The sequence below is a fragment of the Mycobacterium sp. genome, from assembly GCF_039583805.1.
Lineage (GTDB): Bacteria > Actinomycetota > Actinomycetes > Mycobacteriales > Mycobacteriaceae > Mycobacterium.
On record NZ_JAVKSH010000024.1, the window covers coordinates 1 to 25590 of the forward strand.

The 25590-nt window shown below is 71.0% G+C and carries 29 protein-coding genes and 1 pseudogene; 8 read left to right on the forward strand and 22 right to left on the reverse strand.

Translation table 11 applies throughout. The features are described 5' to 3' along the window. Positions 1-101: 101 nt before the first annotated feature. On the forward strand, positions 102-596 hold the full coding sequence (locus tag ABDW21_RS04840) for a hypothetical protein (RefSeq protein ID WP_343710137.1): 495 nt from the start codon (positions 102-104) through the stop codon (positions 594-596). Positions 597-662: 66 nt separating this feature from the next. Continuing rightward, complete coding sequence (locus tag ABDW21_RS04845) at positions 663-2093, forward strand: MFS transporter (RefSeq protein ID WP_343599626.1); 1431 nt, start codon at positions 663-665, stop codon at positions 2091-2093. 138 nt (positions 2094-2231) lie between these two features. Here the strand turns inward: ABDW21_RS04845 and ABDW21_RS04850 are convergent, their stop codons facing one another. The 7 genes from ABDW21_RS04850 to ssd are packed head-to-tail and all read right to left on the reverse strand — an operon-like array spanning position 2232 to position 6788. After that, a complete protein-coding gene (locus tag ABDW21_RS04850) occupies positions 2232-2534 on the reverse strand; it encodes an Rv3654c family TadE-like protein (protein WP_343599624.1) in 303 nt (100 codons plus the stop codon). Positions 2535-2550: 16 nt separating this feature from the next. Next, the gene (locus ABDW21_RS04855) at positions 2551-2853 is read right to left on the reverse strand and encodes a TadE family type IV pilus minor pilin (RefSeq protein WP_343599622.1); all 303 of its coding nucleotides are present in this window, start codon (positions 2851-2853) and stop codon (positions 2551-2553) included. 35 nt (positions 2854-2888) lie between these two features. Further along, a complete protein-coding gene (locus tag ABDW21_RS04860; protein WP_343599636.1) occupies positions 2889-3125 on the reverse strand; it encodes a DUF4244 domain-containing protein in 237 nt (78 codons plus the stop codon). Between the two features lie 45 nt (positions 3126-3170). Then, the gene (locus tag ABDW21_RS04865; RefSeq protein WP_343710138.1) at positions 3171-3758 is read right to left on the reverse strand and encodes a type II secretion system F family protein; all 588 of its coding nucleotides are present in this window, start codon (positions 3756-3758) and stop codon (positions 3171-3173) included. Further along, a complete protein-coding gene (locus ABDW21_RS04870) occupies positions 3755-4543 on the reverse strand; it encodes a type II secretion system F family protein (protein WP_343599619.1) in 789 nt (262 codons plus the stop codon). The genes ABDW21_RS04865 and ABDW21_RS04870 overlap by 4 nt, the downstream gene beginning before the upstream one ends. Then, a complete protein-coding gene (locus ABDW21_RS04875) occupies positions 4540-5703 on the reverse strand; it encodes a TadA family conjugal transfer-associated ATPase (protein WP_343599618.1) in 1164 nt (387 codons plus the stop codon). The genes ABDW21_RS04870 and ABDW21_RS04875 overlap by 4 nt, the downstream gene beginning before the upstream one ends. Next, positions 5700-6788, reverse strand: coding sequence for a septum site-determining protein Ssd (gene ssd, locus ABDW21_RS04880; protein WP_343599616.1), 1089 nt, complete (start codon positions 6786-6788; stop codon positions 5700-5702). The genes ABDW21_RS04875 and ssd overlap by 4 nt, the downstream gene beginning before the upstream one ends. A 449-nt stretch (positions 6789-7237) precedes the next feature. On the opposite strand from ssd, the gene ABDW21_RS04885 reads away from it, so the two are divergent. Beyond that, entirely contained in the window at positions 7238-8095 is an 858-nt protein-coding gene (locus ABDW21_RS04885) for an HAD-IB family hydrolase (protein ID WP_343599614.1), read from the forward strand. A gap of 426 nt (positions 8096-8521) precedes the next feature. Here the strand turns inward: ABDW21_RS04885 and ABDW21_RS04890 are convergent, their stop codons facing one another. From ABDW21_RS04890 to ABDW21_RS04915, 6 genes are read right to left on the reverse strand one after another with little or no spacing between them, the layout of a single operon-like run. Continuing rightward, positions 8522-9262 (reverse strand): oxidoreductase, encoded by a 741-nt coding sequence (locus ABDW21_RS04890; protein ID WP_343710139.1) that lies wholly within the window; start codon positions 9260-9262, stop codon positions 8522-8524. Beyond that, positions 9259-10848, reverse strand: a complete 1590-nt coding sequence (locus ABDW21_RS04895; RefSeq protein WP_343710140.1) for an ABC transporter ATP-binding protein — start codon at positions 10846-10848, stop codon at positions 9259-9261. The genes ABDW21_RS04890 and ABDW21_RS04895 overlap by 4 nt, the downstream gene beginning before the upstream one ends. Next, positions 10845-11687 carry an ABC transporter permease gene (locus ABDW21_RS04900; protein WP_343599609.1) on the reverse strand — a complete coding sequence of 281 codons (843 nt, stop codon included), beginning with the start codon at positions 11685-11687 and terminating at the stop codon, positions 10845-10847. The genes ABDW21_RS04895 and ABDW21_RS04900 overlap by 4 nt, the downstream gene beginning before the upstream one ends. Continuing rightward, positions 11680-12606: an ABC transporter permease gene (locus tag ABDW21_RS04905; RefSeq protein ID WP_343710141.1), complete on the reverse strand. Its 927-nt coding sequence runs from the start codon at positions 12604-12606 to the stop codon at positions 11680-11682. Before ABDW21_RS04905 ends, ABDW21_RS04900 begins: the two co-directional genes overlap by 8 nt. Before the next feature lie 2 nt (positions 12607-12608). Further along, on the reverse strand, positions 12609-14210 hold the full coding sequence (locus ABDW21_RS04910; protein ID WP_343599605.1) for an ABC transporter substrate-binding protein: 1602 nt from the start codon (positions 14208-14210) through the stop codon (positions 12609-12611). 10 nt (positions 14211-14220) lie between these two features. Beyond that, a complete protein-coding gene (locus ABDW21_RS04915) occupies positions 14221-14490 on the reverse strand; it encodes a hypothetical protein (protein WP_343710142.1) in 270 nt (89 codons plus the stop codon). A gap of 4 nt (positions 14491-14494) precedes the next feature. Here ABDW21_RS04915 and acs point away from each other — a divergent pair, with 4 nt between their 5' ends. Beyond that, entirely contained in the window at positions 14495-16453 is a 1959-nt protein-coding gene (gene acs, locus ABDW21_RS04920) for an acetate--CoA ligase (protein ID WP_343710143.1), read from the forward strand. Positions 16454-16472: 19 nt separating this feature from the next. Here acs and ABDW21_RS04925 read toward each other — a convergent pair whose 3' ends face one another. Both ABDW21_RS04925 and ABDW21_RS04930 read right to left on the reverse strand, forming a co-directional pair. After that, complete coding sequence (locus ABDW21_RS04925; protein ID WP_343599601.1) at positions 16473-17204, reverse strand: cutinase family protein; 732 nt, start codon at positions 17202-17204, stop codon at positions 16473-16475. Positions 17205-17256: 52 nt separating this feature from the next. Beyond that, positions 17257-17943, reverse strand: a complete 687-nt coding sequence (locus ABDW21_RS04930; RefSeq protein ID WP_343599599.1) for a serine protease — start codon at positions 17941-17943, stop codon at positions 17257-17259. 180 nt (positions 17944-18123) lie between these two features. Here ABDW21_RS04930 and ABDW21_RS04935 point away from each other — a divergent pair, with 180 nt between their 5' ends. Together ABDW21_RS04935 and ABDW21_RS04940 are read left to right on the forward strand one after the other, a co-directional pair. Continuing rightward, positions 18124-18645, forward strand: coding sequence for a phage holin family protein (locus ABDW21_RS04935; protein ID WP_343599598.1), 522 nt, complete (start codon positions 18124-18126; stop codon positions 18643-18645). Further along, positions 18646-19611 (forward strand): alpha/beta hydrolase, encoded by a 966-nt coding sequence (locus ABDW21_RS04940; RefSeq protein ID WP_343599597.1) that lies wholly within the window; start codon positions 18646-18648, stop codon positions 19609-19611. It begins immediately after the preceding gene. Here ABDW21_RS04940 and marP read toward each other — a convergent pair. The 4 genes from marP to nth form a co-directional block, all read right to left on the reverse strand. After that, positions 19604-20794, reverse strand: coding sequence for an acid resistance serine protease MarP (marP, locus tag ABDW21_RS04945; RefSeq protein WP_343599596.1), 1191 nt, complete (start codon positions 20792-20794; stop codon positions 19604-19606). The genes ABDW21_RS04940 and marP overlap by 8 nt on opposite strands. Beyond that, the gene (locus ABDW21_RS04950) at positions 20794-21552 is read right to left on the reverse strand and encodes a CoA pyrophosphatase (RefSeq protein WP_343710146.1); all 759 of its coding nucleotides are present in this window, start codon (positions 21550-21552) and stop codon (positions 20794-20796) included. Before ABDW21_RS04950 ends, marP begins: the two co-directional genes overlap by 1 nt. 66 nt (positions 21553-21618) lie before the next feature. After that, complete coding sequence (locus tag ABDW21_RS04955; protein ID WP_343710144.1) at positions 21619-22263, reverse strand: TlpA disulfide reductase family protein; 645 nt, start codon at positions 22261-22263, stop codon at positions 21619-21621. 13 nt (positions 22264-22276) lie between these two features. Next, a complete protein-coding gene (gene nth / locus ABDW21_RS04960; protein ID WP_343599632.1) occupies positions 22277-22972 on the reverse strand; it encodes an endonuclease III in 696 nt (231 codons plus the stop codon). Positions 22973-23136: 164 nt separating this feature from the next. Here nth and ABDW21_RS04965 point away from each other — a divergent pair. Next, positions 23137-23208 (forward strand): annotated as a pseudogene (locus ABDW21_RS04965) (hypothetical protein); the annotation flags it as partial. 217 nt (positions 23209-23425) lie between these two features. Next, positions 23426-24100 (forward strand): cAMP-activated global transcriptional regulator CRP, encoded by a 675-nt coding sequence (crp, locus tag ABDW21_RS04970; RefSeq protein ID WP_023368605.1) that lies wholly within the window; start codon positions 23426-23428, stop codon positions 24098-24100. A 65-nt stretch (positions 24101-24165) separates the two neighbouring features. Here crp and ABDW21_RS04975 read toward each other — a convergent pair whose 3' ends face one another. The 3 genes from ABDW21_RS04975 to ABDW21_RS04985 are packed head-to-tail and all read right to left on the reverse strand — an operon-like array spanning position 24166 to position 25569. Further along, positions 24166-24939, reverse strand: coding sequence for an MBL fold metallo-hydrolase (locus tag ABDW21_RS04975; RefSeq protein ID WP_343599567.1), 774 nt, complete (start codon positions 24937-24939; stop codon positions 24166-24168). Positions 24940-24946: 7 nt separating this feature from the next. Beyond that, complete coding sequence (locus ABDW21_RS04980; RefSeq protein ID WP_343599566.1) at positions 24947-25411, reverse strand: RidA family protein; 465 nt, start codon at positions 25409-25411, stop codon at positions 24947-24949. After that, the gene (locus ABDW21_RS04985; protein WP_343599565.1) at positions 25408-25569 is read right to left on the reverse strand and encodes a hypothetical protein; all 162 of its coding nucleotides are present in this window, start codon (positions 25567-25569) and stop codon (positions 25408-25410) included. The genes ABDW21_RS04980 and ABDW21_RS04985 overlap by 4 nt, the downstream gene beginning before the upstream one ends. Positions 25570-25590 lie beyond the last annotated feature (21 nt).

A 25590-nucleotide genomic window follows, 5' to 3' on the forward strand; every position in this document is an offset into this window, starting at 1 on the left:
CGGCCTTTCGTGATTTTTCTAACCCAGGATGGTAAATTATCGTCGACTTCCGACGTCTCGGCCACCGAGCTGGATCTGTTCACTCGTCGACAGACGCTCGGGTGCATATCTTCAATGACCGGTCGTACCAATTGCTGGTTGTGCGTGTACACGACATCCTGCACACGACATCGTGCGACTCGGCGGCGCCGGCCCGCGGCGATTGCCCCTACCCGGAGCGTGCCGCTATATCGGCCCGGACATCGCCGGGCGGCTCGCAACGCCGTGAACTGGCCTTTCCCGGTTCTTCTGAGCAGGGATTGCGCATCATCGTCGACCGCCGACGTTTCGGTCGGTCACTCGGCACGGCGCGCCGTTTTTACATCGCCGTCAGCGCATGGGGTTTGCGGATTCATCCCACCTCTGACGTTATTCGGCGAGTCGAACTCACGGACGGCCGGCTGGGTCGCTGGACCCCTCGTTTGAGTTTCCTGCAAATGTTCTGTGCATTGTACGGCTCAGGTTGCCCCGCGCGGGCAATTGGTTTTACCTGGGACGGGCCCGTGCTGGAAAACGCTGGGAACGTCCGTGCGTTTCGACCAGTCGGTTCTGTATGACCAACCAATGCCGGAGGTCGACCTGATCCCCGTATGTTCCCGCATGTCTTGAAAGGTGAAGACCGCATGGCGCGTCGGCAGCGCATCGCAGAGTGGAACCCCGAAGACGCCGCGGCATGGAGCGGCGGTGCCAGCCGTATCGCCCGCCGCAACCTGATTTGGCAGGTTGTGAACGTCCACGTCACCTTCTCGATCTTCTACCTGTGGTCGGTGATGGTGCTGTTCATGCCGCGCGAGGTCTACGGTTTCTCGACCGGCGACAAGTTGCTGCTCGGGGCCACCGCGTCCCTGGTGGGGGGGCTGGCGCGGTTCCCCTATGCGATGTTGGGTGCCAGGTTCGGCGGTCGCAACTGGACGGTGATCTCCTCGCTGGTGTTGCTGATCCCCACCATCGGGACCATGGTGCTGCTGGCCCACCCCGGTCTGCCGCTGTGGCCGTATCTGGTGTGCGCGGCGTTGACCGGATTGGGCGGAGGCAACTACACGTCGTCGATGGCCAATGCCGAGGGCTTCTACCCGCAGCGGCTCAAGGGCCTCGCGTTGGGGCTCACCGGTGGCCTGGCCAACCTCGGCTCGGCGGCCGTCCAGATGGTGGGGTTAGTGGTGCTGGCCACCGCGGGCCACAAAGCGCCCTACCTGGTGTGCTCGTTCTATCTGGTGTTGCTGGCCGTCGGCGGTCTCGGCGCGGCGCTGTTCATGGACAACATGTATTACCGCATCGACATGAGCCATCTCAGAGCCGCACTGAAGATTCCGGACTCGTGGGGAGTCGCGCTGCTATACCTGTGCGCGTCGGGCTCCTTCCTGGGGTTCGCCTTCGCGTTCGGCCAGGTGCTGGAGCACAACTTCGTGATCAGCGGGCAAAGCCACGGGCAGGCGGCGCTGCACGCCGCCCAGGTCGCCTTCATCGGGCCGCTGCTGGGATCGATCGCGCGGGTGGCCGGCGGTCTTGTCAGTGACCGGCTTGGCGGCGGGCGCGTCACCGTGGCCGTCTTCGGCGCCTCGGTGCTGGCCGGCGCATTCCTGGTCGCGGTCAGCATCAGCGACGACCTCACCCGTCATGTCGGGGATCCGGTGGCGACGTACACGACCGTCGGCTACGTCATCGGCTTCGTTGCGCTGTTCATCTTCTGCGGCGCGGCCAAAGGTGCGGTATACAAGCTGATCCCGACCATCTTCGAGGCGCGCAGCCACGCGCTGAACCTCGGCGATCCCGAGCGCCGCCACTGGGCGCGGGTGATGTCGGGAACCCTGATCGGGTTCGCCGGCGCGTTCGGGGCGCTCGGCGGTGTGGGGATCAACCTGGTGCTGCGGCAGTCCTATGTCAGCGCCGGAACCGAAACGCCGGCGTTCTGGATCTTCCTGCTGTGCTACATCGGCGCGACGACGTTCGCGTGGCTGCGTTACGTCCGCCCGCGGCGCGCAGGTGGTTCGGCACCCGAGACGGCAGTCAGCTGGTCGGACTCGGCGGCGGCGGTCGAGTCGGTCAGCCGGTAGTCGTCTTCGCCCGGTGTGCTCCGGGTGCAGCATCTCGGCGGCGCGCAGCTGCCGGGGAATCCCGCACCGTCGACCAGTGTGGCGGCGCAGGGCCGTCGTGCCCCGGCGCCGGCCGGGAGGTTGGCCTTCACCCGTTGCTCATCCTGGCCCCGCGCGGGCCGCGGCCCTCGCCGAGCCCCAGCGGCCGATGGCCACCTCGACCGTGACGACGACATCCAAGGCGCGGACCTCACAGCCGGTGGGGTCCACCCGCATCCGCCGAGCCAGCAGCGTGGCCTGCGCGCAGGCCGGCTGAGCCCCGGCGGGCAGTCGCGCCGCGGCGGCCAGCGCGGCCAGGTCGGCCGCGGCCTGCGCCCGGTGGCGCGCCACCACGACCGAACCCAGATAGGTGCCGGCGGCGGTGATGCACAGCAGCACCGCGGCCATCCCAGCCGCGACCACGGTGGCCGAACCGCGCTCACCGTGCCGGCTCGACCGCCGAAATCCCGGTTGCGGCGATGCGCAACGCGGCAAGCAGACCCGACCGCGCGACGACGGTGGCGACGACGAACTGCCCGTCGCGGCGCACCCGCACCGCCGCTCCTGCGGGCGCGATCGCGCGCGCGACGGCCAGCGCCGAGCCCTCGTCACCGCGCGCGGCCAACCGGGCCGCCTCGCGCGCGGCGTCCACGCAACGCACCTGCATCGACAGCGCGCCGAGGCCGGCCAGACCCAGCACCAACACCGCGACCAGCGTGGCAACCGCCAAGGCCGCCTCCACGGTGCTCGCACCGAGGGTCGAACCGGCACAGCCGGCTATGCCTTGGTGTTGAGCGCTCGGGCGATGATGTTGGTCAACGCCGCGACGACGGAATCCCCGGTGACGACGGTGTAGAGAATCGCGCCGAACGCCGCGGCAGCGACCGTCCCGATCGCGTACTCGACCGTCGACATGCCGGACTCGTCGGCCGCGAGCACCGCCAGACGCGCCCGCAATCGACGCGCCCCCAGCCGACGAACCCTCAGTCGACGCGCCCTCAGTCGACGAAACATGTTGCACCCCTTCATCTTCCCCTCCTCCATGGACATTCCGAAGCCTCACAGCAGGCCCGATTGCATGACGTTGCCGGCCAGCCCGGCCACCACCGGGATGATGCCCAGACACACGAATGCGGGCAGGAAGCACAGCCCCAGCGGGCCGGCGATCAGCACGGCGGCCCGCTCGGCGGCCGCGGTGGCGCCGTGTGCGGCGTCGTCTCGGCACTGCGCAGCGAGTTCGGCCACTCCGTCGGCCAGCGCCGCGCCGGAGTCAGCGGACCGTCGGGCCAGCCGCAGCAGAGCCTCGGTGTGGGCGTCGAGGTCGACGGGCAGATCCGGCGGAGCCGACCACGCGGTGGCCGGATCCGCGCCCAGGGCCAGCAGGTCAGCGGCCCGGCACAGCACCCGCGCCAGCAGCGGCGGCGCGGATACTGCGGTGGCGGCGGCGGCCGTCGACACCGCCATACCCGCCGCCACGCACACCGCCAGCACGTCCAGACTCGACGCGACCGCCAACGGATCGTGACGAGGAGCCCGCCGGCGCGCTGCCCGGGGCGCGCGGGCGGTGACCCCCGCCCGCGCCCGGACCGCCGCCGGCCCCCCGGCCGTCAGCAGCGCGAAAGCCAACAGCATCGCCGCGGCGCTCACGACGTCACCCGGTCGGTGATCCGGTCCGACCACAGCAGCCCGCCGCACAGTAGCGTCACGCCGGCCACCAGCAGCCAGCCGCCCGCCGACCCGGCGAGCAGGAATGCCACCGGCCGCGCCCCGAACAGCTCGCCCAGCAGCAGCGCCAGCACGGGCAGGCCGGCCAGGATGGCCGCGGTGGCGCGGGCCCCGGCCATCGCCGAGTTGACGTGCGCCGAGAAGCGTTGCCGCGCAGCCAGATCGCTTTGCGCTGCGCGCATCACCGTGGACAGTGCCAGCCCGTGCTCGCTGGCCAGCTGCCAGCACACCGCGAGCCGCTCCCAGTGCGCCGGCAACGCCGACGCCGCGGCGACGCTGCGCAGCCCGGCGGCCACGTCGGCACCCAACCGGGCGCGCGCCGCCACCGCCCGGCAGGACTGCGAGACCGCTGCGCTGGTCTCCGCGGCGGCGACGTCGAATGCGCGGACCGGGTGCGCGCCGGCGCGTAGTTCCCCGACCAGCACCTCGATCGCGGTGTGCAGCGCGCGACTCTCCGCCAGCCCGCGGCGACCGCGGCGCCGGCGCCGATACCGCAGGCCCGCTGTCGCGGCCAGCACTGCCACCGCCATCACCGTCGCCGGCGGCAGCGTCGCGGCAGCAGCCGCGGTCGCGCACGCCAGGGCGGGCCACCCGATGCGAGGCGGCACGCGTCGCCGCCCGGCCGGCCGCAGCCGGCGCCGCGGCGACGACGGCCACGCCAGCAGCGCCAGCGACAATGCCAGCGCGGCCGCTGCCGTGCCGGTCATGTCGGGGTGCGGCTTGCCAGCAGCCGGCGCAGGCCGGCGATGTCGTCGGTGAGCCCGCGGTCGGCGTGCCACACCGTGACCGCCCGGACCTGCCCGCCGGAGCGGCGCAGCACGGCGATCTCGCTGAGCCGACGGCGGCCGCCGCGGTCGCGCGCCACGTGCAGCAGCACCTGCACAGCGGCGGCGAGCTGACTGTGCAGCGCGGCGCGATCCAGGCCACCGAGCGCGCCCAACGCCTCCAACCGGGCCGGGACCTCGCCGGGGCTGTTGGCGTGTACCGTCCCGGCGCCGCCGTCGTGACCGGTGTTCAGCGCCGCCAGCAGGTCGGCCACCTCGGCGCCCCGGACCTCGCCGACCACGATGCGGTCCGGCCGCATCCGCAGCGCCTGCCGAACCAGGTGGCGTACCGTCACCTCGCCGACGCCTTCGACGTTGGCGCACCGCGCGACGAGGCTGACCAGGTGCGGGTGCCGCGGCGCCAGCTCGGCTGCGTCCTCGACGCAGACGATCCGCTCCTGCGCCGGCACCGCGCCCAGCAGCGCCGACAGTAACGTCGTCTTGCCGGCCCCGGTGCCGCCGGACACCAGAAAGGCCAGCCGGGCGGCGATGACGTCGGCGAGCAGCCCGACGGCCGTCGGTGCGATGGCCCCCGCGGCGGCCAGCGCGGCCAGGTCCTGGCTGGCGGGCCGCAGCACCCGCAATGACAGGCAGGTGCCGCCGGCCGCGACCGGCGGCAGCACGGCGTGCAGCCGAACCGCGAAATCCCCGGTGCCGATACCGGTCAGCTGACCGTCGACCCACGGTTGCGCGTCGTCGAGGCGCCTGCCTGCGGCCAGCGCCAGGCGCTGCGCCAGCCGGCGCACCGCCGGCTCGTCGGCAAAGCGAACATCGCTGCGCCGCAGACCGTTTCCGTCGTCGACCCAGACCGCGTCGGGTGCGGTGACCAGCACGTCGGTGGTGCCCTCCGCGCACAGCAGCGGCTCGAGGACGCCCGCGCCGGTCAGCTCGGTCTGCAGGGCACGCAGGTTGCTCAACACCTCGGTGTCGCCGAGCACCCCGCCGGACTCGGCGCGGATGGCGTCGGCCACCACCGTCGGGCGTAGCGGTGAGGCGTCGGCCGCCAGCCGCTCCCGCACCCGGTCGATCAACGACCCGGTCATGCCGCCCTGCCCGCTGACCCGGGCGCCGGGCGCGACGGCAGCACGGCCAGCACCCGGCGAGCCGCGGCCGCCAGGGCTGATCGCCGGCGCAGTCGCAGACCGCCGTGTTCGAGCCGCTCGGCCAGCCGCGGCTCCGGTTTCATCGCGGCCAGCAGCGGCAACCCGGCGATGTCGGCGATCTCGGCGGCGCGCAAACCGCCCGGCGAGGGGCCGCGCACGACCAGGCCGACGTGCGGATTGATGCCGGCCAGCACCGCGGCCACGGTCGCGGTCGCCGCGCATGACCGCACGTCGCACGGGCTGACGACGACGACGAGATCCGCGGTGTCCAGCGCGGTGTGAGCGGCATCGGTCAGCCGGCGCGGCAGATCGCAGACCACGGTCGCCCCGCCGCGGCGCCCGGCATCGACGACGGCGGCGACCGCCGCGGCGTCCAGCTCCTGTCCGCGCCGGGTTGCTGAGACCACGCTCATCCCGCGCTGGCGGGGCAGCGCGGTGCGCACCGCCGACCAGTTCAGCCGCCCGCCCTGCAGCGTCAGGTCGGGCCAGCGCAGGCCCGGTGCGTTCTCCCCGCCGATCACCAGGTCGATGCCGCCGCCCCAGGGGTCGACGTCGACCAGCAGCGGGTCGGCGGCGGCCTGCGCCAGGGCGGCCGCGAACAGTGACGCGCCCGCCCCGCCGCGGCCGCCCAGAACCGCGACGACCCGGCCGGGCGGCGTGTCGTCGCGAGCCGACTCGCCGGCGTCGGCGAGCACACGGACGAGGTCCGTGGCCTGCGCGGGCAGCGTCAACACGTGCCGGGCGCCGATTTCCAGCGCGGCCGCCCACGCCGTGGCCCCGGGGTGGGCGGCGGTCACGACGACGACGTGCGCTCGGCGCGGCAGGGCGGCCTGCGCGCAGCCGCTGGCGGCGGGTTCGTCGAGCACCACCGCCGCGGCCGCCGACCACGCCTTCCTGCTGACCGGTGACGTGCCGGCGACGTGGACCACCCGCAGGCCGACAGCGGCGGCGACGCGATCCACCTCGTCGCGCAACGCGGGCTCGGTCAGCGCCGCCACTATGCCGCGGGGGGTCGTGGTAGCCATCCACCCACCGTGCCGGGCGCGAACTCGGGCCGCCAGTGTCCACCCGCGGATCTGTGGATAGAACCCGATCTGTGCACAACCTCAGCGGGCCGAGCTCAGCGGGCCGAGCTCAGCGAGCCGACATCAGCGAGCCGACACTGTCCTGCACCGTGTCATCACCGCGGCATTGGTCCGGAAAAGGGACGACCCCCGCCAGGGGGGGAGGAGGCGAGGGTCGTCGTGTATCAGCCCCGGGGGGTCGGGCTGATACACCCTCGGCATACGCCGAGTTGGGCTTACTATACACACGGGATCATCACATCACGCAAGAGCTGCTTGCAAGAGAAAGCATGACGTGCAACTACCTTCCAGGATCGCCTCAGCGTCATCGAAGCCCACCACGTCCGGATTGAACTGCGGATTCATCCACAGCATCGAGACCGGCCCCGCGCCCGCCCTATGCTGGGCCGGTGAGCGTCTCCGACCCGGCGGCCGACCGGGACACGTCAGCGCAAGCGCCCGCAACCACGGCTCGCCTTCCCCGCACCGCCGCCTTCTTCGATCTCGACAAGACGATCATCGCCAAGTCCAGCACACTGGCGTTCAGTAAGCCGTTCTTCGCCCAGGGCCTGCTCAACCGCCGCGCGGTGCTGAAGTCCAGCTACGCCCAATTTCTCTTCACGCTCTCAGGCGCGGACCACGATCAGATGGACCGGATGCGCTTCCACCTGACAAACATGTGCGCGGGCTGGGATGTGGAGCAGGTCACGTCGATCGTCAACGAGACGCTGCACGACATCGTCACGCCACTGGTCTTCGCCGAAGCGGCGGACCTGATCGCCGGCCACAAGCTGTGCGGCCGAGACGTGGTGGTGGTGTCGGCATCCGGCGAGGAGCTGGTCGCGCCGATCGCGCGAGCGCTCGGTGCCACCCACGCGATGGCGACGCGGATGGTCGTCGAGGACGGCAAATACACCGGCGAGATCGCGTTCTACTGCTACGGAGACGGCAAGGTGCAGGCCATCCGCGAGCTGGCCGCGCGGGAGGGCTATCAGCTCGAACACTGTTACGCCTACTCCGACTCGATCACCGACCTGCCGATGCTCGAGGCGGTCGGCCATCCCAGCGTGGTCAACCCCGACCGGGCTCTGCGCAAGGAGGCAACCGCTCGCGGCTGGCCGGTGCTGATGTTCTCCCGGCCGGTGTCGCTGCGCGACCGCATTCCGGCGCCGTCGGCTGCCGCGCTGGCCACGACGGCCGCGGTGGGTGTCAGCGCACTGGCCGCCGGCGCTGTCACCTATTCGCTGTTGCGCCGGTTCGCGCCCTAGCGGGGACGCGCCAGCAAACAGGTAGGCGACTCGATATCGCGCGATACCGTGTCGTTTCACCACTTTTACATGTTTGGCTCTTGATGTGCTGCGGGTCACGTAGTACAAAGGAGGCACGGAAGCCCGGTGAGGCCAAGGCCGTACCGGAAGAGAAGGTTCGATCTCCCGATCCGGGCGCCCAGCACGGTTCTCGGCACCCACGCGGAGCCACAGCCGCGAAGATGGCAGAAGTGTTGCGGACCTGCGTAATTGCGAAGAGCGAACGGCGTCGACGGCCCTTTGGGTGGGGTTGCAGTCGGGTGCTTCGCAAAATCGCCGAGGCCAACCCACGCAGCCGAATGTTGCACGCCTGGTAACCGGGATCCGTGCTGGCGGGCGGCGGTCCGAACCATTCGGACCGCCGCCCGCTTCACATGTCCGCCCGCTTCACATGTCCGCACGACGCGGCCGGGCGTCCTGGTTGGCAACCGAGTCGGCGATCGCCAGCGCCTCCTGCGCGCCGGTCTGCATGGCCCGGCAGCACACCATCAACCACGCCCGCATGCCGTCGGGTGTACCGGCTGCGAAGCCCTGCGCGGCGGCTCGATAGTCGCTGGCGCCGCGCATCCAGCTGACCTCAGGCACCCCCAGACCGTGTGGGTCGAGGCCGGTGACGATCGTCACCAGCCGCGACACCGCACGGGCCACCAGACCGTCGGCGCTGCCGAACGGCGCCAAGGTGAGCAGTTCCCCGTGCGCGACCGCGGCCACCACGGCGGGCGGCGCCTGCGTGCCCCCGGTCACCACCTCCGCCAGCAGCTCCAGACGGGGCGCGACGTCGGCGTCGGCCCGGGGCCGGCCCAGCCGGTCCGCGTCGACCTGGTCGGCGGCGGCGAGCATGTGCAACCGCGCCAACGCCTGCAGCGGCGCCCGTTGCCACACCCCCACCAGGTTGGTCTGGCCGCCCTCCAACGCCTGCGCAACCCGCAGCGCACCGGCGAACAGCGGGCCGCCGTCGAGTGCCGACGACGCCCGCGCCGCCCGCAACGCTGCCTCGGCGGCGGTCGCCGGCCAGCCCCGCAGGTTGGCACGATGCCGATGCGCGCGGCCCAGCGCATCGCGTGCCTGCTCGGCGGCCGCCGCCACTCCGGGCAGCTCGGTCAGCGGGGCCAGCGGGTCAGCGGTCACGACGTGCCAGGATAGGCCCCGGGGACGGCCGCCAGCAGCGCTCGAGTGTAGTCCTGGCGCGGCCGGCTGAACACCTGCTCGGTGGCCGCGTGCTCGACCACCCGGCCCGCCCGCATCACCAACACCTCGTCGGCGATCTGCCGGACCACCGCAAGGTCGTGACTGATGAACAGGTAGGCCAGGCCGAGTTCGGCCTGCAGCTCGGCCAGCAGGTCGAGGATCTGGGCCTGCACCACCACGTCGAGCGCCGACACCGGCTCGTCGCAGACCAGCACCTCGGGCCGCAGCGCCAGCGCACGGGCGATCGCCACCCGTTGGCGTTGCCCACCGGACAACTCGCGGGGACGCCGGCGCAGCACCGCGACCGGCAGCGCCACCTGGTCGGCCAGCTCGCGCACCGTGCGCTGCCGCTGCACCCGGTCGCCGAGCCGGTGGACGCGCAGCGGCTCCTCGATGGCACGCAACACCGAGTATCGGGGATCCAGGCTGGCATACGGGTTCTGGAACACCGGCTGCACCCGGTGGCGAAACGCCAACGTGTCCTTGCGGTTCAGCGCGCCGATGTCCTGGCTGTCGAACACCACGGTGCCGCAGCTGGGTGCAAGCAGCCCGAGCACCATCCTCGCCAGGGTGGTTTTACCCGAGCCCGACTCGCCGACGACCGCCAGTGTGCTGGCCCGCCGCAGCCGAAACGACACGTCGTCGACGGCCCGGGATTCCGCCCGCCGCCACGGCGCACCGCGCGACTGCCGATAGACCTTTGTCAGCCCGGTCGCGACGAGGACAGCGTCCCCGGGGCGCCGGGTGCGTCGTGCCGACGGGTGCATCGACGGCGCAGCCGCCACCAGTCTTTGCGTGTAGGGATGCGCCGGGCTGGCCAGAACTGTCTGGGCCGCGCCGGTTTCCACCACGACGCCGCGGTGCATCACGACGACATGCTCGGCGCGCTCGGCGGCCAGCGCCAGGTCGTGGGTGATCAGCAACACCGCGGTGTCCAGTTGTGCGGTCAACTGCTGTAGGTGGTCGAGCACCTGCCGCTGCACGGTGACGTCCAGCGCCGAGGTCGGCTCGTCGGCGATCAGCAGCCGCGGCCGGCCCGCCAGCCCGATCGCTATCAGCGCCCGCTGGCACATGCCGCCGGACAGCTGATGGGGATACCGGCGGGCCTGCGTCGCCGGATCCGGCATGCCCACGTCGGCCAGCAGCCTTGCCGCGCCGGTGTCGCTGATGTTGTTGGCGCGCAGCGCTTCCCGAATCTGGAAACCGACTTTCCACACCGGGTTCAGGTTGGTCATCGGATCCTGCGGCACGTACCCTATGCCGACACCCCGGATCGAGCGCCGGTCGGCGTAGGTGATGTCGGCGCCGTCGAACACAATGTGCCCCGCCGTAATTCGCCCGCTTGGTGGCAGCAGACCCAGGACCGCCGCCGCGGTGGTCGACTTGCCCGAGCCGGATTCGCCGACCACGGCGACGGTCTGGCCGCGGTGCACCGTCAAATCGGCTTCGGCGACAGCCGCGCCGTCGTCGCCGAACCTGACTTCCAGGCCTGCGACGCTCAGCAACGGCGGCTCGACCGCGGTCACGGCGTCGCGGCCCGGACCGCCGGATCCAGCGCGTCGCGCACCGCGTCGCCCATCATCATGAAGGCCAGCACCGTGATCGCCAGTGCGCCTGCCGGATAGAACAGGATCGGCGAGCCCGCCCGCAGCCGGATCTGGTCGACGCTGATGTCGCCACCCCAGGACACCACCGACGGCGGCAGCCCCACACCCAGGTAGCTCAGGGTGGCCTCGGTGACGATGAACACGCCGAGCGCGATGGTGGCCACCGCGATCACCGGGCCGATCGCGTTGGGCAGCACATGGCGCACCAGGACGCGGAACCTGCTCAGCCCCAACGCCTGCGCGGCCAGCACGTAGTCCGCGTCGCACACCTGCAGAACAGCACCGCGGGCGATGCGCGCCAGCTGCGGCCAGCCGAACAACGCGAGTATCGCGACCACCGTCCACACCGTGCGGTGATGCATCACCTGCATGCCCACGATCGCCGCCAGCAGCAACGGGATTCCAAAGAACACGTCGGCGACGCGGGAGACCGCCGCGTCGATCCAGCCGCCGTAGAATCCGGCCAGCGCCCCCAGCGCACCGCCGACGACGAACACCGCGCTCGTCGCGCCCACGCCGACGGTGATTGAGGCCCGCGCGCCGTAGACGGTGCGCGCGTAGATGTCATGGCCCTGCAGGTCGGTGCCGAACCAGTGCGCCGCCGACGGCGGCAGCAGGCTCTGGTTCGCATCGGCATAGTTCGGGTCGGCTGCGGTGAACAACCCGGGGAACGCCGCGGCCAGGACAACCAGAAGAATCAGCGCCGCGGCGGCCACGAACGTGGGGCGGCCCCGCAGCGCGCGCCAGAGTTCAGCCATAGCGGATCCTGGGATCCAGTGCCGCGTAGAGCAGGTCCACCATCAGAGCGGTCACCACGTAGACGACCACCAGCACCGTCACGATCGACACCACCGTCGGCGCCTCCTGGCGGGTGACCGCCTGATAGAGCACACCGCCGACGCCGTGGATGTTGAAGATGCCTTCGGTGACGATCGCGCCGCCCATCAGCGCGCCGAGGTCCGCGCCGAGGAAGGTCACCACCGGGATCAACGAGTTGCGCAGAATGTGCACCACGACCACCCGCGGCCGGGACAGTCCCTTGGCGGTCGCGGTGCGCACGTAGTCGGCGTGCGCATTGGCGGCCACCGCCGACCGGGTCAACCGCACCACGTAGGCGAATGACACCGACCCCAGCACGATTCCGGGCAACAGCAGCCGGCCGACCGTCGCCCGATCGCCCACCGTCACCGGCGCGATGCCCAGCCGGACGCCGAACACGAACTGCGCCAGAAACCCCAGCACGAAAATCGGGACCGCGATGACGACCAGGCCGGCAAGCAACACCGTCGCGTCGAACACCCCGCCCCGGCGCAGCCCGGCGACGACACCGAAGCCGACACCCAGCACCGCCTCCACCGCCAGCGCGATCAGCGCCAACCGGATAGTCACCGGAAATGCCTGGGCCAGAACCGTTGCGACCGGCAGACCGGAATAGGAACGGCCCAGGTCACCGCGCAGAATACCCGCCAGGTAGTGCAGGTACTGCAGCCAGAAGGGATCGTCGAGGTGGTACTGGGAACGCAACTGCGCGGCCACCGCCGGGCTCAGCGGCCGATCCCCACCCAGCGCCGCCAGCGGGTCGCCGGGCAGCAAGAAGACCATAGCGTAGATCACCAGTGTGGCGCCGAGGAATACCGGCACCATGACCGCGACGCGTCGCACGACATACCAACCCATCATCAGGCCTTGACGATGCGCTCGTAGTCGGGCAGGCCGTTCCAGGTCAGCACGACGTCGCTGACGCCCGGTGCGTATCCGGCCACGCTGACGGTGTACCACAACGGAACGACGGGCATGTCGTGCAACAGGATTCGCTGGGCGGCGTTGGTCAGCGCGTAGGCCTGCGGCAGGGTGGGAGCGGCCTCGGCGGTGTTCAGCGCGGCGTCGAAATCCGGGTTGGCGTAGCCGACGTCGTTGGCCGCGGCGCCGGCGACGAACAGCGGTTGCAGAAACTCCAGCATCGAGGGATAGTCGCCCTGCCAGCCGGAGCGGAACGCGGTCCCGATGGTGTGGGCGGTGATCTGGGTGCGAAACCCGGCGAACGTGGGCTGCGGTGCGCCCTGCGCGTCGATGCCCAGCACGTTCTTGATGCTGTTGGCCACCGCATCCACCCACTCCCGGTGGCCGCCGTCGGCGTTGTAGGCGATCAGGTACCGACCGGTCCACGTCGACACGGCGTCGGCCTGCGCCCACAGCCGGCGCGCACGGTCCGGGTCGAAGTCCAGGGCGTCGTTGCCGTCGATATCCGGATCGTATCCGGGCAGCGAGCTGGCGGTGAACTCCCTTGCCACCGAGCGGCTTCCGGAGAAGATCTGCCGGCATATCTGTGGACGATTGACGGCCGCCGACAATGCGAGCCGGCGCAGCCGGCCTTCCTCGCCTCCGAAATGGGCCAGCCGCAGCGGGGTGTCCAGGGTCTGATTGCCCGCCGCCGGCGCGCTGATCGCGCGGTCTCCCAGGTCTTTTCGGTACACCGGCAGAACGCTGGGCGGAATGGTGTCGAGCACGTCGAGGTTGGCCGACAGCAGGTCGGCGTAGGCGGTGTCGAGGTTGGCATAGAAGACGAAGCGCAGACCCTTGTTTCGTGGCACCCGGTTTCCGTGATAGCCGGAGTTGGGCACCAGATCGATGGTGACGTTGTGCAGCCAGGAGTCCCCGTCGGCAAGTCGGTAGGGGCCGTTGCCGATCGGGTGCCGGCCGAAGGCGGCCATGTCCCGCAGCGCGCCACCGGGTAGCGGATAGAACGGCGAAAACCCAAGCCGCAGAGTGAAGTCGATGGTCGGCGCTTTGAGCCGCACCCGGAATTCACCGTCGTCGAGAACCTGTAGCCCGGACATCGTGGTGGCGCTCGGCTCGGCCGCGGCCACCTCGTCGAAACCGGCTATCGGGCTGAAGAAGCTCTGCTGCACTTGGCCGTTGGTGGCCAGCGCCCCGTAGTTCCAGGCGTCGACGAACGAGTGCGCCGTCACCGGCGATCCGTCGGAGAATGTCCAGCCCGGCTTGAGCATGATCCGGTAGTTGACGTTGTCGACGGTCTCGATCGACTGCGCGACCTCCAGCGATGGCGTCCCGTCGGGGTCGTAGGACATCAACCCGGCGAACAGCCGGTCGATGATGCGGCCCCCGTTGCTGTCGTTGGTGTTGGTCGGGATCAGCGGGTTCTGCGGCTCGCCGCCGTTGACGACCACCACGCCGGGTGTGACGCCGGTCGGGCCGCCGCAGCCGGCGAGCGCGAGCAGGGCAGCAGCGGCAACCGTTGCGGCCGCCAGGACACGAACCATGAGCCCCGCCCTAGATACCCGAGCCGGGCCGCGCCGCCGACCCCGCCACCCAATCCGGCACCGCGGCGACGTCAGCCTCGCGCAGGTCGGCAAGCGCCACCGCCAGGTGAAGCTCGCCCGGATCGCGTCCGGTCTCGGCGCAGAGTTCGCGAACAAGGCCGACCCGCTCGGCGACAGCGGCGACATCGGGCAGGCAGAAACCACGCCGGCCGATCCGCAATGCACGCAAGCCCAGCCGCACCACCGCATCGTCGCACAGCGCTCGCCTGATTACGCTCACAGGCGTGATCCAAACTCACACCGGGACGCCGTCGTCGTACCCGCCGCCTGCGGAGTTCGCCGCACGGGCCAATGTGCGCGGCGACGTCTACGGCCGGGCCGGACAGGACCCGCTGGCGTTCTGGGCCGCCCAGGCCGACCGGCTGTCCTGGGCGACGCCGTTCACCGAGGTGCTGGACTGGTCGGCGGCCCCGTTCGCCACCTGGTTCGCCGACGGCGCCCTCAACGTCGCCTATAACTGCGTGGACCGGCACGTGGAAGCCGGCCACGGCGACCGGGTCGCGATCCACTGGGTGGGTGAGCCCGCCGGCGACGCCCGCACCCTGACCTACGCCGACCTGCAGACGCAGGTGTGCAAGGCCGCCAACGCGCTGACCCAGCTCGGCCTGGTCGCCGGCGACCGGGTGGCCATCTACCTGCCGATGATCCCCGAGGCCGTGGTCGCGATGCTGGCCTGCGCGCGGCTGGGCGTCCTGCACAGCGTCGTGTTCGCCGGTTACACCGCCAAGGCGCTGCGCGCCCGCATCGCCGATGTCCGGGCGAAGCTGCTGATCACCGCCGACGGCCAGTTCCGGCACGGGACGCCGATCCCGCTGAAGGACGCCGCCGACCAGGCGCTCGGGCCGGGCGGCCCCGTCGAGCAGGTGCTGGTGGTGCGGCGCACCGGCATCGACGCTGCGTGGACACCGGGCCGCGACCTGTGGTGGCACGACATCGTCGACTCGGCGCCCGCCGGGCACACGCCGGCGGCGTTCAACGCCGAGCACCCGTTGTTCGTGCTCTACACCTCGGGCACCACGGGCAAACCCAAGGGAATCTTGCACACCAGCGGCGGGTACCTCACCCAGGGCTCGTACAGCCATCACGCGATCTTCGACATCAAGGCGGAGACCGACGTGTTCTGGTGCACCGCCGACATCGGCTGGGTGACCGGCCACACCTACGGCGTCTACGGGCCGCTGTGCAACGGCGTCACCGGAGTCCTCTACGAGGGCACACCGGCCAGCCCCACCCAGCATCGCCATTTCGAGATCATCGAAAAGTACGGTGTGACAGTCTATTACGCCGCACCGACGCTGATCCGGACGTTCATGAAGTGGGGCCGGCAGATTCCCGACGCGCACGACCTGTCCAGCCTGCGCCTGCTGGGATCGGTCGGCGAGCCGATCAACCCGGAGGCCTGGCGCTGGTACCGCGACGTCGTCGGCGCCGGGCGCACACCGATCGTGGACACCTGGTGGCAGACCGAGACCGGCGCGGCGATGATCTCGCCGCTGCCCGGTGTTTCGGCGGCCAAACCGGGCAGCGCGATGACGCCGCTGCCGGGCATCTCCGCCCGGGTCGTCGACGACGACGGCAACCCGCTCGCGCCGCCGACCACCGAGGATGGCGAGCAGGCCAGCGGCTACCTGGTCATCGACCAGCCCTGGCCGGCCATGCTGCGCGGCATCTGGGGCGACCCGCAACGCTACCGGGAGACCTACTGGTCGAAGTTCGCCGAGCAGGGCTGGTACTTCGCCGGCGACGGCGCCCGCTACGACGCCGACGGGGACATCTGGGTGGTGGGCCGCATCGACGACGTGATGAACGTGTCAGGGCACCGCATCTCCACCACCGAGGTGGAGTCGGCGCTGGTCGGGCACTCCGGGGTGGCCGAGGCCGCGGTGGTGGGGGCCAGCGACGACACCACCGGCCAGGCGATCTGCGCGTTCGTCGTGCTGCAGGCCGATCACGCCGACACGGCCGGCCCGGAGATCATCGACGGCCTGCGCGGTCACGTGGCCGCCGAGATCTCCCCGATCGCCCGGCCGCGGGAAATCCACGTGGTGCCCGAGCTGCCGAAGACCCGCAGCGGCAAGATCATGCGCCGGCTACTGCGTGACATCGCCGAGCACCGTGCCCTCGGCGACACCTCGACGCTGCTGGATCCGGCCGTGCTGGACGCCATCCGGGCCGCTCGCTAGCCCGGCCGCCGATGCGAGTTCAGTGGCCGAAACCCGTGCGGGCCGGCCCCGCGGAACTGCTCTGCAGCCGGCTGGCGGCGAAGTCGGCGCCTCGTTCGACCATGCCGTCCGAGGTGTAGGAGTCCACGTTGTGGGCGGCGAACTCCAGCCCGTCGGAGCACACCGGGTCGTTATCGACGCACAACTCCAGAGTCTTGGCGGCGAACAGCGGCCCGATGGTGACCGGCGGCTCACCCAGGAAGTTCATCGCCCGCTCGTTGGGTGTTCCGAACAGGACGACCGCGGCGACATGGTCGGAGACCTCGGGCGACAGCGGTTGCGGGACCGTCGCGGGATCGACCCCGTCCGGCGGGGCCGCCGAGGTGACAAAGCCCATCACGGCCGCGCCCTGGGAGTATCCGCCGAGCACCATCGCGGTGCCGGGGCAGGTCGCCGCTACGGACTCGACATGCGCAACGGCGTTCCGGATGCCGTCGAGACCGGTGGACCACTCGCTGGTGGCCGGGTAGTTGACCGCGTAGGTACGCAGCGACTTCGAGCCGACGCGGCCGCCCAGCGCGGAGACGAAGGACTGCCCGATGGTGCCGACCCCGGGCGGCTCGCCGGTGCCGCGGGCGAACACCACCTCGGTGTTGGGACACGACGCTGCCGACGCCGACGGGGCGACAACCGCCGATACCAGGGACGAAACCAGCGCCATGGCTGATATTCCGGCGGTGGAAACGGTACGGGTGATGGGACGAGAATTCATGGCTCCTATTGTGCCCCGTCCCGCCGCAGCTCAAACGTTTTTTACCGGCGTGTCACGTGGCGGGGGCGCTGAGCGCGACCGGGACGAACCCGGCACCGGGAATGTTCCTGGCGTTGACGTCGGCCAGGATCGCGTTGATCGACACCACCACGGCGGGGGTGTGCAGCGGGATGTACTTGGTCACACACTCCGGCAGGTTGTCGGAGAACGCGCCGTGAATCATCCCGACCAGCAAGTTGTCGACGGTGACCGGGCCGCCCGAGTCGCCCGGCCGACCACACACCTGCATCACGATGGTGCCAGGCTCCTCGCCGCGACCCCAGGTCACGCCGCACGAATTCGCGGTCGTGCGGCCCTGTTTGCAGGCGATCTGCCCGAACGACGGGTCCGGGCCGATGCCGTCGATCGGAAAGCCGCCGTAGTCGCCGACCGGCGCCACCTTGGCGGGATCAAACCGGATGACCGCGTAGTCGAGGTCTTCGCTGCCGGCCACCATGGTGCCCACCGGGCCGCGGCCCTGCACCGCCTCGGCGGCCACCTGGGCACCGGGGCCCCCGCAGTGCGCCGAGGTGAAACCGACCAGGTCGCCCCAGTTGTCGGTGCCGATGGTCGTCAGGGTGCACATGGTGTCCCCGTCGATGACGATCCCCGCCCCGCCGCCGAGCGGAACTCTGCTGTCGGCCCGGCCCGGCGCGGCGTGCAGACCGGCCAGGCTCACAAGTGATAGGACTGCCGTCACCGCGGCCGCTGCACGGAGCAGCCGGCGGCGGGTTCTCTGCACTGCGACTCTCCCGTGGGTCGGACGCGCTTCGGGCCGGTTGCGCCAGTCTAGCGTGATCGCCACCGCCCGGGACTTTCGTCTGGTCGCGGGCCCCATGGCAACATGAACCGCGACGACAGCCAACCGGAAGGACCGTCGGTGAGCAAGCCAGACCGTAAGAACCCAGACAGTGGGGTGCCCACCACGGTCACCGCCATTCCGTTGACCGATCCGCACGCCATGCCCGCGACACCGTCGATCGGCGATCTGGTCAAGGACGCGACCGCGCAGATGTCGACGCTGGTGCGCGCCGAGGTGGAGCTGGCCCGCGCCGAGATCACCCGTGACGTCAAACGTGGCCTCACCGGCAGCGTCTTCTTCATCGCGGCGCTGGTGGTGTTGTTCTACTCCACGTTCTTCTTCTTCTTTTTCCTGGCCGAACTGCTCGACACCTGGCTGTGGCGCTGGGTCGCGTTCTTGATCGTGTTCGGGGTCATGACGGTGGTGACGGCGCTGCTGGCGCTCGTGGGCTTCCTGCGGGTGCGGAGAATCCGCGGGCCGCGTCGGACCATCGCGTCGGTGCGGGAGACTCGGACGGCTTTCGCGCCGGGCCACCGGTCCGTACCGCCGCCGCTGGACAGCCCGCGCAGCGGGACACCCGCCGACCCGTCGGGCTGGTAAGTGGCGCCACCGGATCCGTCGGTGACCCGCATCGACGGGCCATGGCGTCACCTGGACGTGCACGCCAACGGCATCCGCCTGCACGTCGTTGAGGCGACGCCGGCGGACCGGGACACGGCCGCGCCGCCGACGGCGCGGCCGCTGGTGGTCATGCTGCACGGCTTCGGCTCGTTCTGGTGGTCGTGGCGTCATCAGCTCCGCGGGCTGAGCGGAGTCCGCGCCGTCGCGGTGGACCTGCGCGGCTACGGCGGCAGCGACAAACCACCTCGCGGCTACGACGGCTGGACGCTGGCCGGCGACACCGCGGGACTGATCCGCGCGCTCGGCCACTCCTGGGCGTACCTGGTCGGTCACGCGGACGGCGGACTGGTCTGCTGGGCCACCGCGATGCTGCATCCGCGTCTGGTGCGCGCCATCGCGCTGGTCAGCTCACCGCATCCCGCCGCGCTGCGCACCGCCGCGCTGACCCGCCTTGACCAGGGCCGCGCGCTATTGCCGTCGCTGCTGCGCTACCAGGTGCCGATGTGGCCGGAGCATGTGCTCACCCGGCATGACGCCGTCGAGCTCGACCATCTGCTGCGCAGCCGGGCCAGCGCGAAATGGTGTGCATCCGAGGACTTCTCGGAGTCGATCGGCCATCTGCGGCGGGCGATCCAGATTCCCTCGGCGGCACACTGCGCGCTGGAGTACCAGCGCTGGGCGGTGCGCAGCCAGTTGCGCGAGGAGGGCCGGCGGTTCATGAGGTGCATGAAGCACTCGGTAGGCGTCCCCGTGCTGCACATCCGCGGCGAGGCCGACCCGTACGTGCTCGCCGACCCGGTCGAGCGCACCCGGCGGTACACGCCGGACGGCCGATACGTGTCCCTGCCCGGCGCGGGGCACTTCGGTCACGAGGAGGCGCCCGGTCAGGTCAACGCGCACCTGATGGCGTTTTTCCAGCAGGTGCGGGGGCCGAAGCTCAGCTGACGCACGCGCCGGTGTCCACCGGCGCGGTGTCCCCGATGTGGGTCAACTGACCGGCCACCTCTTTGGCGGTCAGCACGAAGCCGGTGTCCGGGTCGTCAACGGCCGCGCCGAACACCACGCCGAGCACGTGGCCGTTCAGGTCGATCAACGGTCCACCCGAATTGCCCTGCTCCACCGTGGCCCTGATGGTGTACACCTCGCGGTTGACTGTCGCGGTGCGGTAGATGTCGGGACCGGACAGTTCGATGATCTCCCGGATCCTGGCCGGGGTCGCCACGAAGCCGCCTCCGCCGGGATAGCCGAGCACCACGGCGTCGGTGCCCGCCGCCGCCTGGGAGGTGGCGAAGGCCAACGGCGCCGACGGCAGATTGGGGACGGAGAGGATCGCGACGTCGACGACCGGGTCGTAGTACACCACGGTGGCGTCGTAGGGGTTGCCGCTGGCCTCCACGGTGACGCTGTTGGCGCCGGCCACCACGTGCGCGTTCGTCATCACCCGGTTGGGTGAGAGGACAAATCCGCTTCCCTCCAACACTTTGCGACATCCCGGCGCGATCGCTCTGATCTTCACGACGCTGGGTTCGGCAGCTATCACGGCCGGGTTGTCGGCCAGCACCGCATCCGGCGCGGCGACCGCCGCCACCGGGGTACGGCTGAACGGCTCCAGCACCTGCGGCAGGCCCGAGGTGTCCAGCAGGGACGACAGCCGCTTGGGCACCGTCCTGAGCCACCCGGGTGCGACGTCGTTGACCTCGGCCAGCACCCGTGAACCCCGCACCGCGGCCGCCAGGGTGGGCTGCCCCGACGACGACGTCAGCGGAGCCGCCAGCAGCCACGCCGCCATCAGCACCACAACCAGCTGAAGTGCCACTCCCACGACCGAATCGAAGAAGCGGACGGTGCGGCTGTGGATCGCGCCGCGGACCGCCCGGCCCAGCACCACACCGGCCACCTCGCCGACGACGACCAGGGCCAGTATCAAGAAGAGCGCGACGAACAGCTTCGCGCGTGCGGTCTGGATCTGTCCGACGATGTGCGGAGCCAGCAATACGCCGGCCACCGCGCCGAGCAGCACACCGGCGAAGGACAGCAGCGAGCCCAGCGCACCCGACCGCCAACCCGAAATCGCCGCGATGACGGCAACCGCGAGCACCGCCAGGTCCAGCCACTGCGACGGGGTCATCAGGCCCCGCCCCCGTCGACGGGAAGCTGCATGGCGTCGTCCAACTCCCGGACGTCGCCGGTGTTCCAGGGCTGCGCCCACTCGGCGACGTCCAGCATCGCCGAGATCACCTGGCCGGTGAACCCCCACACCAGCATCTCGTTCAGCACAAACGCCGGCCCGGCGAAGCGGCGGCTGTGCGGGCGACGGTAGACCATCAGCCGGTTCGCCGGATTGATGAAGGCGCGCAACGGAACCCGCGCCACGACCGCCGTCTCGGCTTCGTTGACGACGGCCACCGGCCCGGGGTCCAGCGAGTAGGCCAGCACCGGCACGACGTGAAAACCCGACGGCGCGATGAACGTTCGTTCCAGGGTGGCCAATGGCCGCAGCGTGCTGATGTCGATGCCGGTCTCTTCTCGGGCCTCCCGCAGCGCTGTGGCCACCGGACCGTCATCGCCGGGATCGGACGCGCCGCCCGGGAAGGCGGCCTGGCCCGCATGGTGACGCAGCGTGGCGGCCCGCACGGTCAACAACAGGTCGGCGTCGTCGGGAACGAACCCGGCCGGGCCGGAATCCGGGCCGGAGAACAACACCAGCACCGCCGCGTTGCGGCCGGCGCCGCGCGCCACCGCCGTCGACTGGGCAGCGGTGACCATGGCGAGCACGTCGGCCGGCAGCCGACGCCGGTACGCGTCGGGCACCCGGGCGACGCTGTCGACCAGCGGACGCAGCCAGGGCGGAGCGGATTCGGGCGTCAGCGGAACCGTCGCCCGCATGCGGGCGGTACCCCCAACGCTCACCGACAACTCCCTGTGCTCCACGGACCGCCGCCCGGCCCGCGCCTAACCTCCGACCGCGGCCGCGATCTCGTCGGCACTGGCGAAAGCTCGCGGCAGCGTCTGCGCAACGGTACCGTCCGCTGCCAGCACCACCGTCGCGGGCATGACGTTGGGTACCCGCAGCGCCGCGGCGATTCGGCGTCGACCGTCCTGCAGCGTCGGCAGCCGAACTCCCAGCTGCGCCAACCGCAGCAAACCGGCCGCCTCGTTCTCGTCTTGATGGACGGTGACCACCAGCACCGCCGGCCCGGCCCGCCGTTGATACTCCGCCATCGCCGGCAGCTCGACCGCACACGGGGCACACCAGTACGCCCACAGGTTGAGCACCACCCGCCGCCCGGCCAGCGCGGCGGCCACGTCGACAACCGAGCCGTCGGCCGCGCAGTCCACGGTGATCCCGCGCAACGCCGGGGGACCCGCGCCCGCGGCGGCCGGGCAGGGCGGCAGGTCGGCCTGACGGCGGGGTCCGGCCAGCGCCGCCGCGGTGTCGGCGTCGCGGTGTTCGCGGCTCGACTCGGTCGCGGGCGGCCCGGTGTTCGGCACGTCGGGCGTATCGCGCAGCGCCACCAGCAGCGCCGCGACCAGGGCCACGACCACCGCCAGCACAGCGACGGTCCAGCGTGTGGTCCGAGTGCCCAGGATGGTCAACGACGCCCTCGTCCTACCGGCCCGCGTCCGGCAGGCCCGCCAGCGCCAGCAGGTGGTCGGTCTCCGGCCCTCGCACCAGGGCCGCCGCGACCAGCGGCTCGGTGGGGCCGGTGCCGTAGGAGGGGCAGTCCCGGGCCAGCACGCAGACCCCGCACGCCGGTTTGCGGGCGTGGCACACCCGGCGGCCGTGGAAGATCACCCGATGGCTCAGCAGCGTCCACTGGTCGCGCTCGATGAGTTCGCCGACGGCGTGCTCGATCTTCACCGGGTCGTCTTCGGCTGTCCAGCGCCACCGCCGGACCAGCCGCTTGACGTGGGTGTCGACGGTGATCCCGGGTATGCCGAAGGCGTTTCCCAGGATGACGTTGGCGGTCTTGCGGCCCACCCCGGGAAGTGTCACCAGCTCTGCCATGGTCGCCGGCACCTCGCCGTCGAATCGTTCGACCAGCGCCTGCCCGAGCCCGATCAGCGCGGTCGCCTTGTTGCGGTAGAAACCTGTGGGCCGGATCAGGTTTTCCAGCTCCGCGCGGTCGGCCCCGGCATAGTCCAGCGCGCTCCGGTAGCGGGCGAACAGCGCCGGCGTGGTCACGTTCACCCGCTTGTCGGTGCTCTGCGCCGACAAGATGGTCGCCACCGTCAGCTCCAGCGGCGTGCTGAAGTCCAGCTCGCAGTACACGTGTGGAAACGCTTGTGCCAGAGCACGATTCATGCGACGCGCCCGTCGCACCAGACCGAGGCGGGTCTCCGACGTCCACCGCCGGGCCCCGGCGGCGGCCGGCCGCGCGGACCGGCTCGAGGATTTGCCCACGGTCACCTCCACAGCGTACTGATTCGTGACCGGGCTGAGACCTTCGCCGTGTTTACTGGCGGTTTGTGTCGTGGTTGCTGGTGGCCTGCATCCCGGGGTTGCTGATGCTGGCGACACTCGGGCTGGGGCGGCTGGAAAGCGGCCTGCCGCGTCAGGGCGCCGCCGCGGACGCCGGCGACGACGCTGTCGGAGATCCGCCGGTCGAATCCGCAGTTTAGGCCGACCCGACGGGCCGATCGTGTGTAGCGTTGGCACGTCGGATTGATCGCTCAACCCGACACCGAGTTCACCGCCGCTGGGCGGGAACCGGCAGACAGCCGCCCATCACGACCATCGGACCAAATAAGGGGCAACGTGGACGAGATCCTGGCGAGGGCCGGAATCTTCCAGGGGGTCGAACCCAGCGCCGTAGCCGCGCTGACCAAGCAACTGCAGCCCGTCGACTTCCCCCGCGGGCACACCGTGTTCGCGGAGGGTGAGCCCGGCGATCGGCTCTATATCATCATTTCCGGCAAGGTCAAGATTGGCCGGCGCTCCCCGGACGGCCGGGAGAATCTGCTGACCATCATGGGCCCGTCGGACATGTTCGGCGAGTTGTCGATCTTCGACCCGGGGCCGCGGACCTCCAGCGCCACCACCATCACCGAGGTGCGGGCGGTGTCGATGGACCGCGACGCGCTGCGGGCCTGGATCGCCGACCGTCCCGAGATCGCCGAGCAGCTGCTGCGGGTGCTGGCCCGCCGGCTGCGGCGCACCAACAACAACCTCGCCGACCTGATCTTCACCGACGTGCCGGGGCGGGTCGCCAAGCAGCTGCTGCAGCTGGCCCAGCGGTTCGGCACGCAGGAGGGCGGCGCGATGCGGGTCACCCACGACCTGACCCAGGAGGAGATCGCGCAGCTGGTGGGCGCGTCGCGGGAGACGGTGAACAAGGCGCTGGCCGATTTCGCGCACCGCGGCTGGATCCGGCTGGAGGGCAAGAGCGTGCTGATCTCCGACTCCGAACGGCTGGCCCGCCGGGCGCGCTAGCCCGCCGCGTTGAGATTGCGTCCAGGGTCGTGATCTCGGCGGAGTCCACAGCCCTGGGCGCAATCTCAACGCCGCAGATAGTCCAGCTGCGCCTGCACCGACCATTCGGCGGCGTCCCAGAGCTTCTCCTCGACGTCGAGGTAGACGTACTCGACGATCTGGCGGGCGGTGGCGTCCTCACCCAGATCACGCAGCGCCGAGCGCACCTGCTCCAACCGCTGCTGTCGGTGCGCCAGATAGCCGGCCACCACCGCGGACACGTCGCCTAGTTCCGGCCCGTGGCCGGGCAGCACCGTGCGACCGCCCAGGCCGCGCAGCCGGCGCAGCGACTCCAGGTAGTCGCCCAGGCTGCCGTCCTCGGTGTCGATGACCGTGGTGCCGCGCCCCAGCACGGTGTCGGCCGTCAGCACCGCGTCGTCGAGCACGAACGACACCGAATCGGCGGTGTGCCCGGGTGTGGCGAACACCGTGATCCGCAGCCCGGCGGCTTCGATCACCTCACCGTCGGCCAGCGCAGCGCCGAGGCCGCGTTGGAAGCCGCTGCCGACCGAGCGCACCGGAGCACCGGTGGACTCGACCAGGGTGTCGATCCCGTCGGTGTGGTCGCCGTGCCGGTGGCTGATCAGCACCAGCGCGATGCGTCCGAGGCCGGCGACCGTCGCGATGTGCTCGTCCTCGTCCGGTCCGGGATCGACGATGACGACCTCGTCGCTGCGCGGCCCGCGCAGCACCCAGGTGTTGGTGCCCTCCAGCGTCATGGTGCCCGGGTTGTCGGCCAGCAGCACCGACGCGGTGGCGGTGACCGGCCGCAGCTGACCGTACGCGGGATGCGTCAGCACCCGACCACTACCCCACCTCTACGACAAGCTCGACCTCCACCGGCGCGTTCAACGGCAGTTCGGCGACCCCGACCGCGGAGCGGGCGTGCGCGCCGTTCTCCCCGAAGACGTCGGCGAGCAGCTCGGACGCGCTGTTGAGGACGCCGGGCTGGCCGTGGAACCCGGGTGCGGACGCGACGAACCCGACCACCTTGACCACCCGGGTCACCGCGTCGACGCCGACCAGCGAATCCACCGCCGCCAGCGCGTTGAGCGCGCAGATCCGCGCCAGCGCGGCGGCCTGCTCGGGGCTCACCTCGGCGCCGACCTTGCCGGTCCCGGCCAGCGTGCCGGCCTGCATCGGCAGCTGACCCGAGGTGTAGACCAGCCGCCCGGAGCGCACGGCGGGGACGTAAGAGGCCAGCGGCGTGGCGACCTCGGGAAGTTCGACGCCGAGCTCGGCGAGCCGGGCCCTGGCAGAGCGAGCCGTCACTTCGGGCGTTTGAGATAGGCGACGTGCTGCTCACCGGTCGGCCCGGGCAACACCGCAACCAGCTCCCAGCCGTCGGCACCCCACTGGTCGAGGATCTGCTTGGTGGCATGCGTCAGCAGCGGGACGGTCGCGTACTCCCAGGAGGTGGGTTGGGCCATGAGGAGAGCTTATCGGTCTGC

Bases quoted from the DNA above. Each gene is read 5' to 3' on its own strand.
- ABDW21_RS04845 (WP_343599626.1), top strand. From the start codon at position 663: ATGGCGCGTCGGCAGCGCATCGCAGAGTGGAACCCCGAAGACGCCGCG.
- ABDW21_RS04860 (WP_343599636.1), bottom strand. From the start codon at position 3,125: ATGTTTCGTCGACTGAGGGCGCGTCGACTGAGGGTTCGTCGGCTGGGG.
- ABDW21_RS04870 (WP_343599619.1), bottom strand. From the start codon at position 4,543: ATGACCGGCACGGCAGCGGCCGCGCTGGCATTGTCGCTGGCGCTGCTG.
- ABDW21_RS04875 (WP_343599618.1), bottom strand. From the start codon at position 5,703: ATGACCGGGTCGTTGATCGACCGGGTGCGGGAGCGGCTGGCGGCCGAC.
- ssd (WP_343599616.1), bottom strand. From the start codon at position 6,788: ATGGCTACCACGACCCCCCGCGGCATAGTGGCGGCGCTGACCGAGCCC.
- ABDW21_RS04900 (WP_343599609.1), bottom strand. From the start codon at position 11,687: ATGGCTGAACTCTGGCGCGCGCTGCGGGGCCGCCCCACGTTCGTGGCC.
- ABDW21_RS04905 (WP_343710141.1), bottom strand. From the start codon at position 12,606: ATGGGTTGGTATGTCGTGCGACGCGTCGCGGTCATGGTGCCGGTATTC.
- ABDW21_RS04910 (WP_343599605.1), bottom strand. From the start codon at position 14,210: ATGGTTCGTGTCCTGGCGGCCGCAACGGTTGCCGCTGCTGCCCTGCTC.
- ABDW21_RS04925 (WP_343599601.1), bottom strand. From the start codon at position 17,204: ATGAATTCTCGTCCCATCACCCGTACCGTTTCCACCGCCGGAATATCA.
- marP (WP_343599596.1), bottom strand. From the start codon at position 20,794: ATGACCCCGTCGCAGTGGCTGGACCTGGCGGTGCTCGCGGTTGCCGTC.
- ABDW21_RS04950 (WP_343710146.1), bottom strand. From the start codon at position 21,552: ATGCGGGCGACGGTTCCGCTGACGCCCGAATCCGCTCCGCCCTGGCTG.
- nth (WP_343599632.1), bottom strand. From the start codon at position 22,972: ATGAATCGTGCTCTGGCACAAGCGTTTCCACACGTGTACTGCGAGCTG.
- ABDW21_RS04985 (WP_343599565.1), bottom strand. From the start codon at position 25,569: ATGGCCCAACCCACCTCCTGGGAGTACGCGACCGTCCCGCTGCTGACG.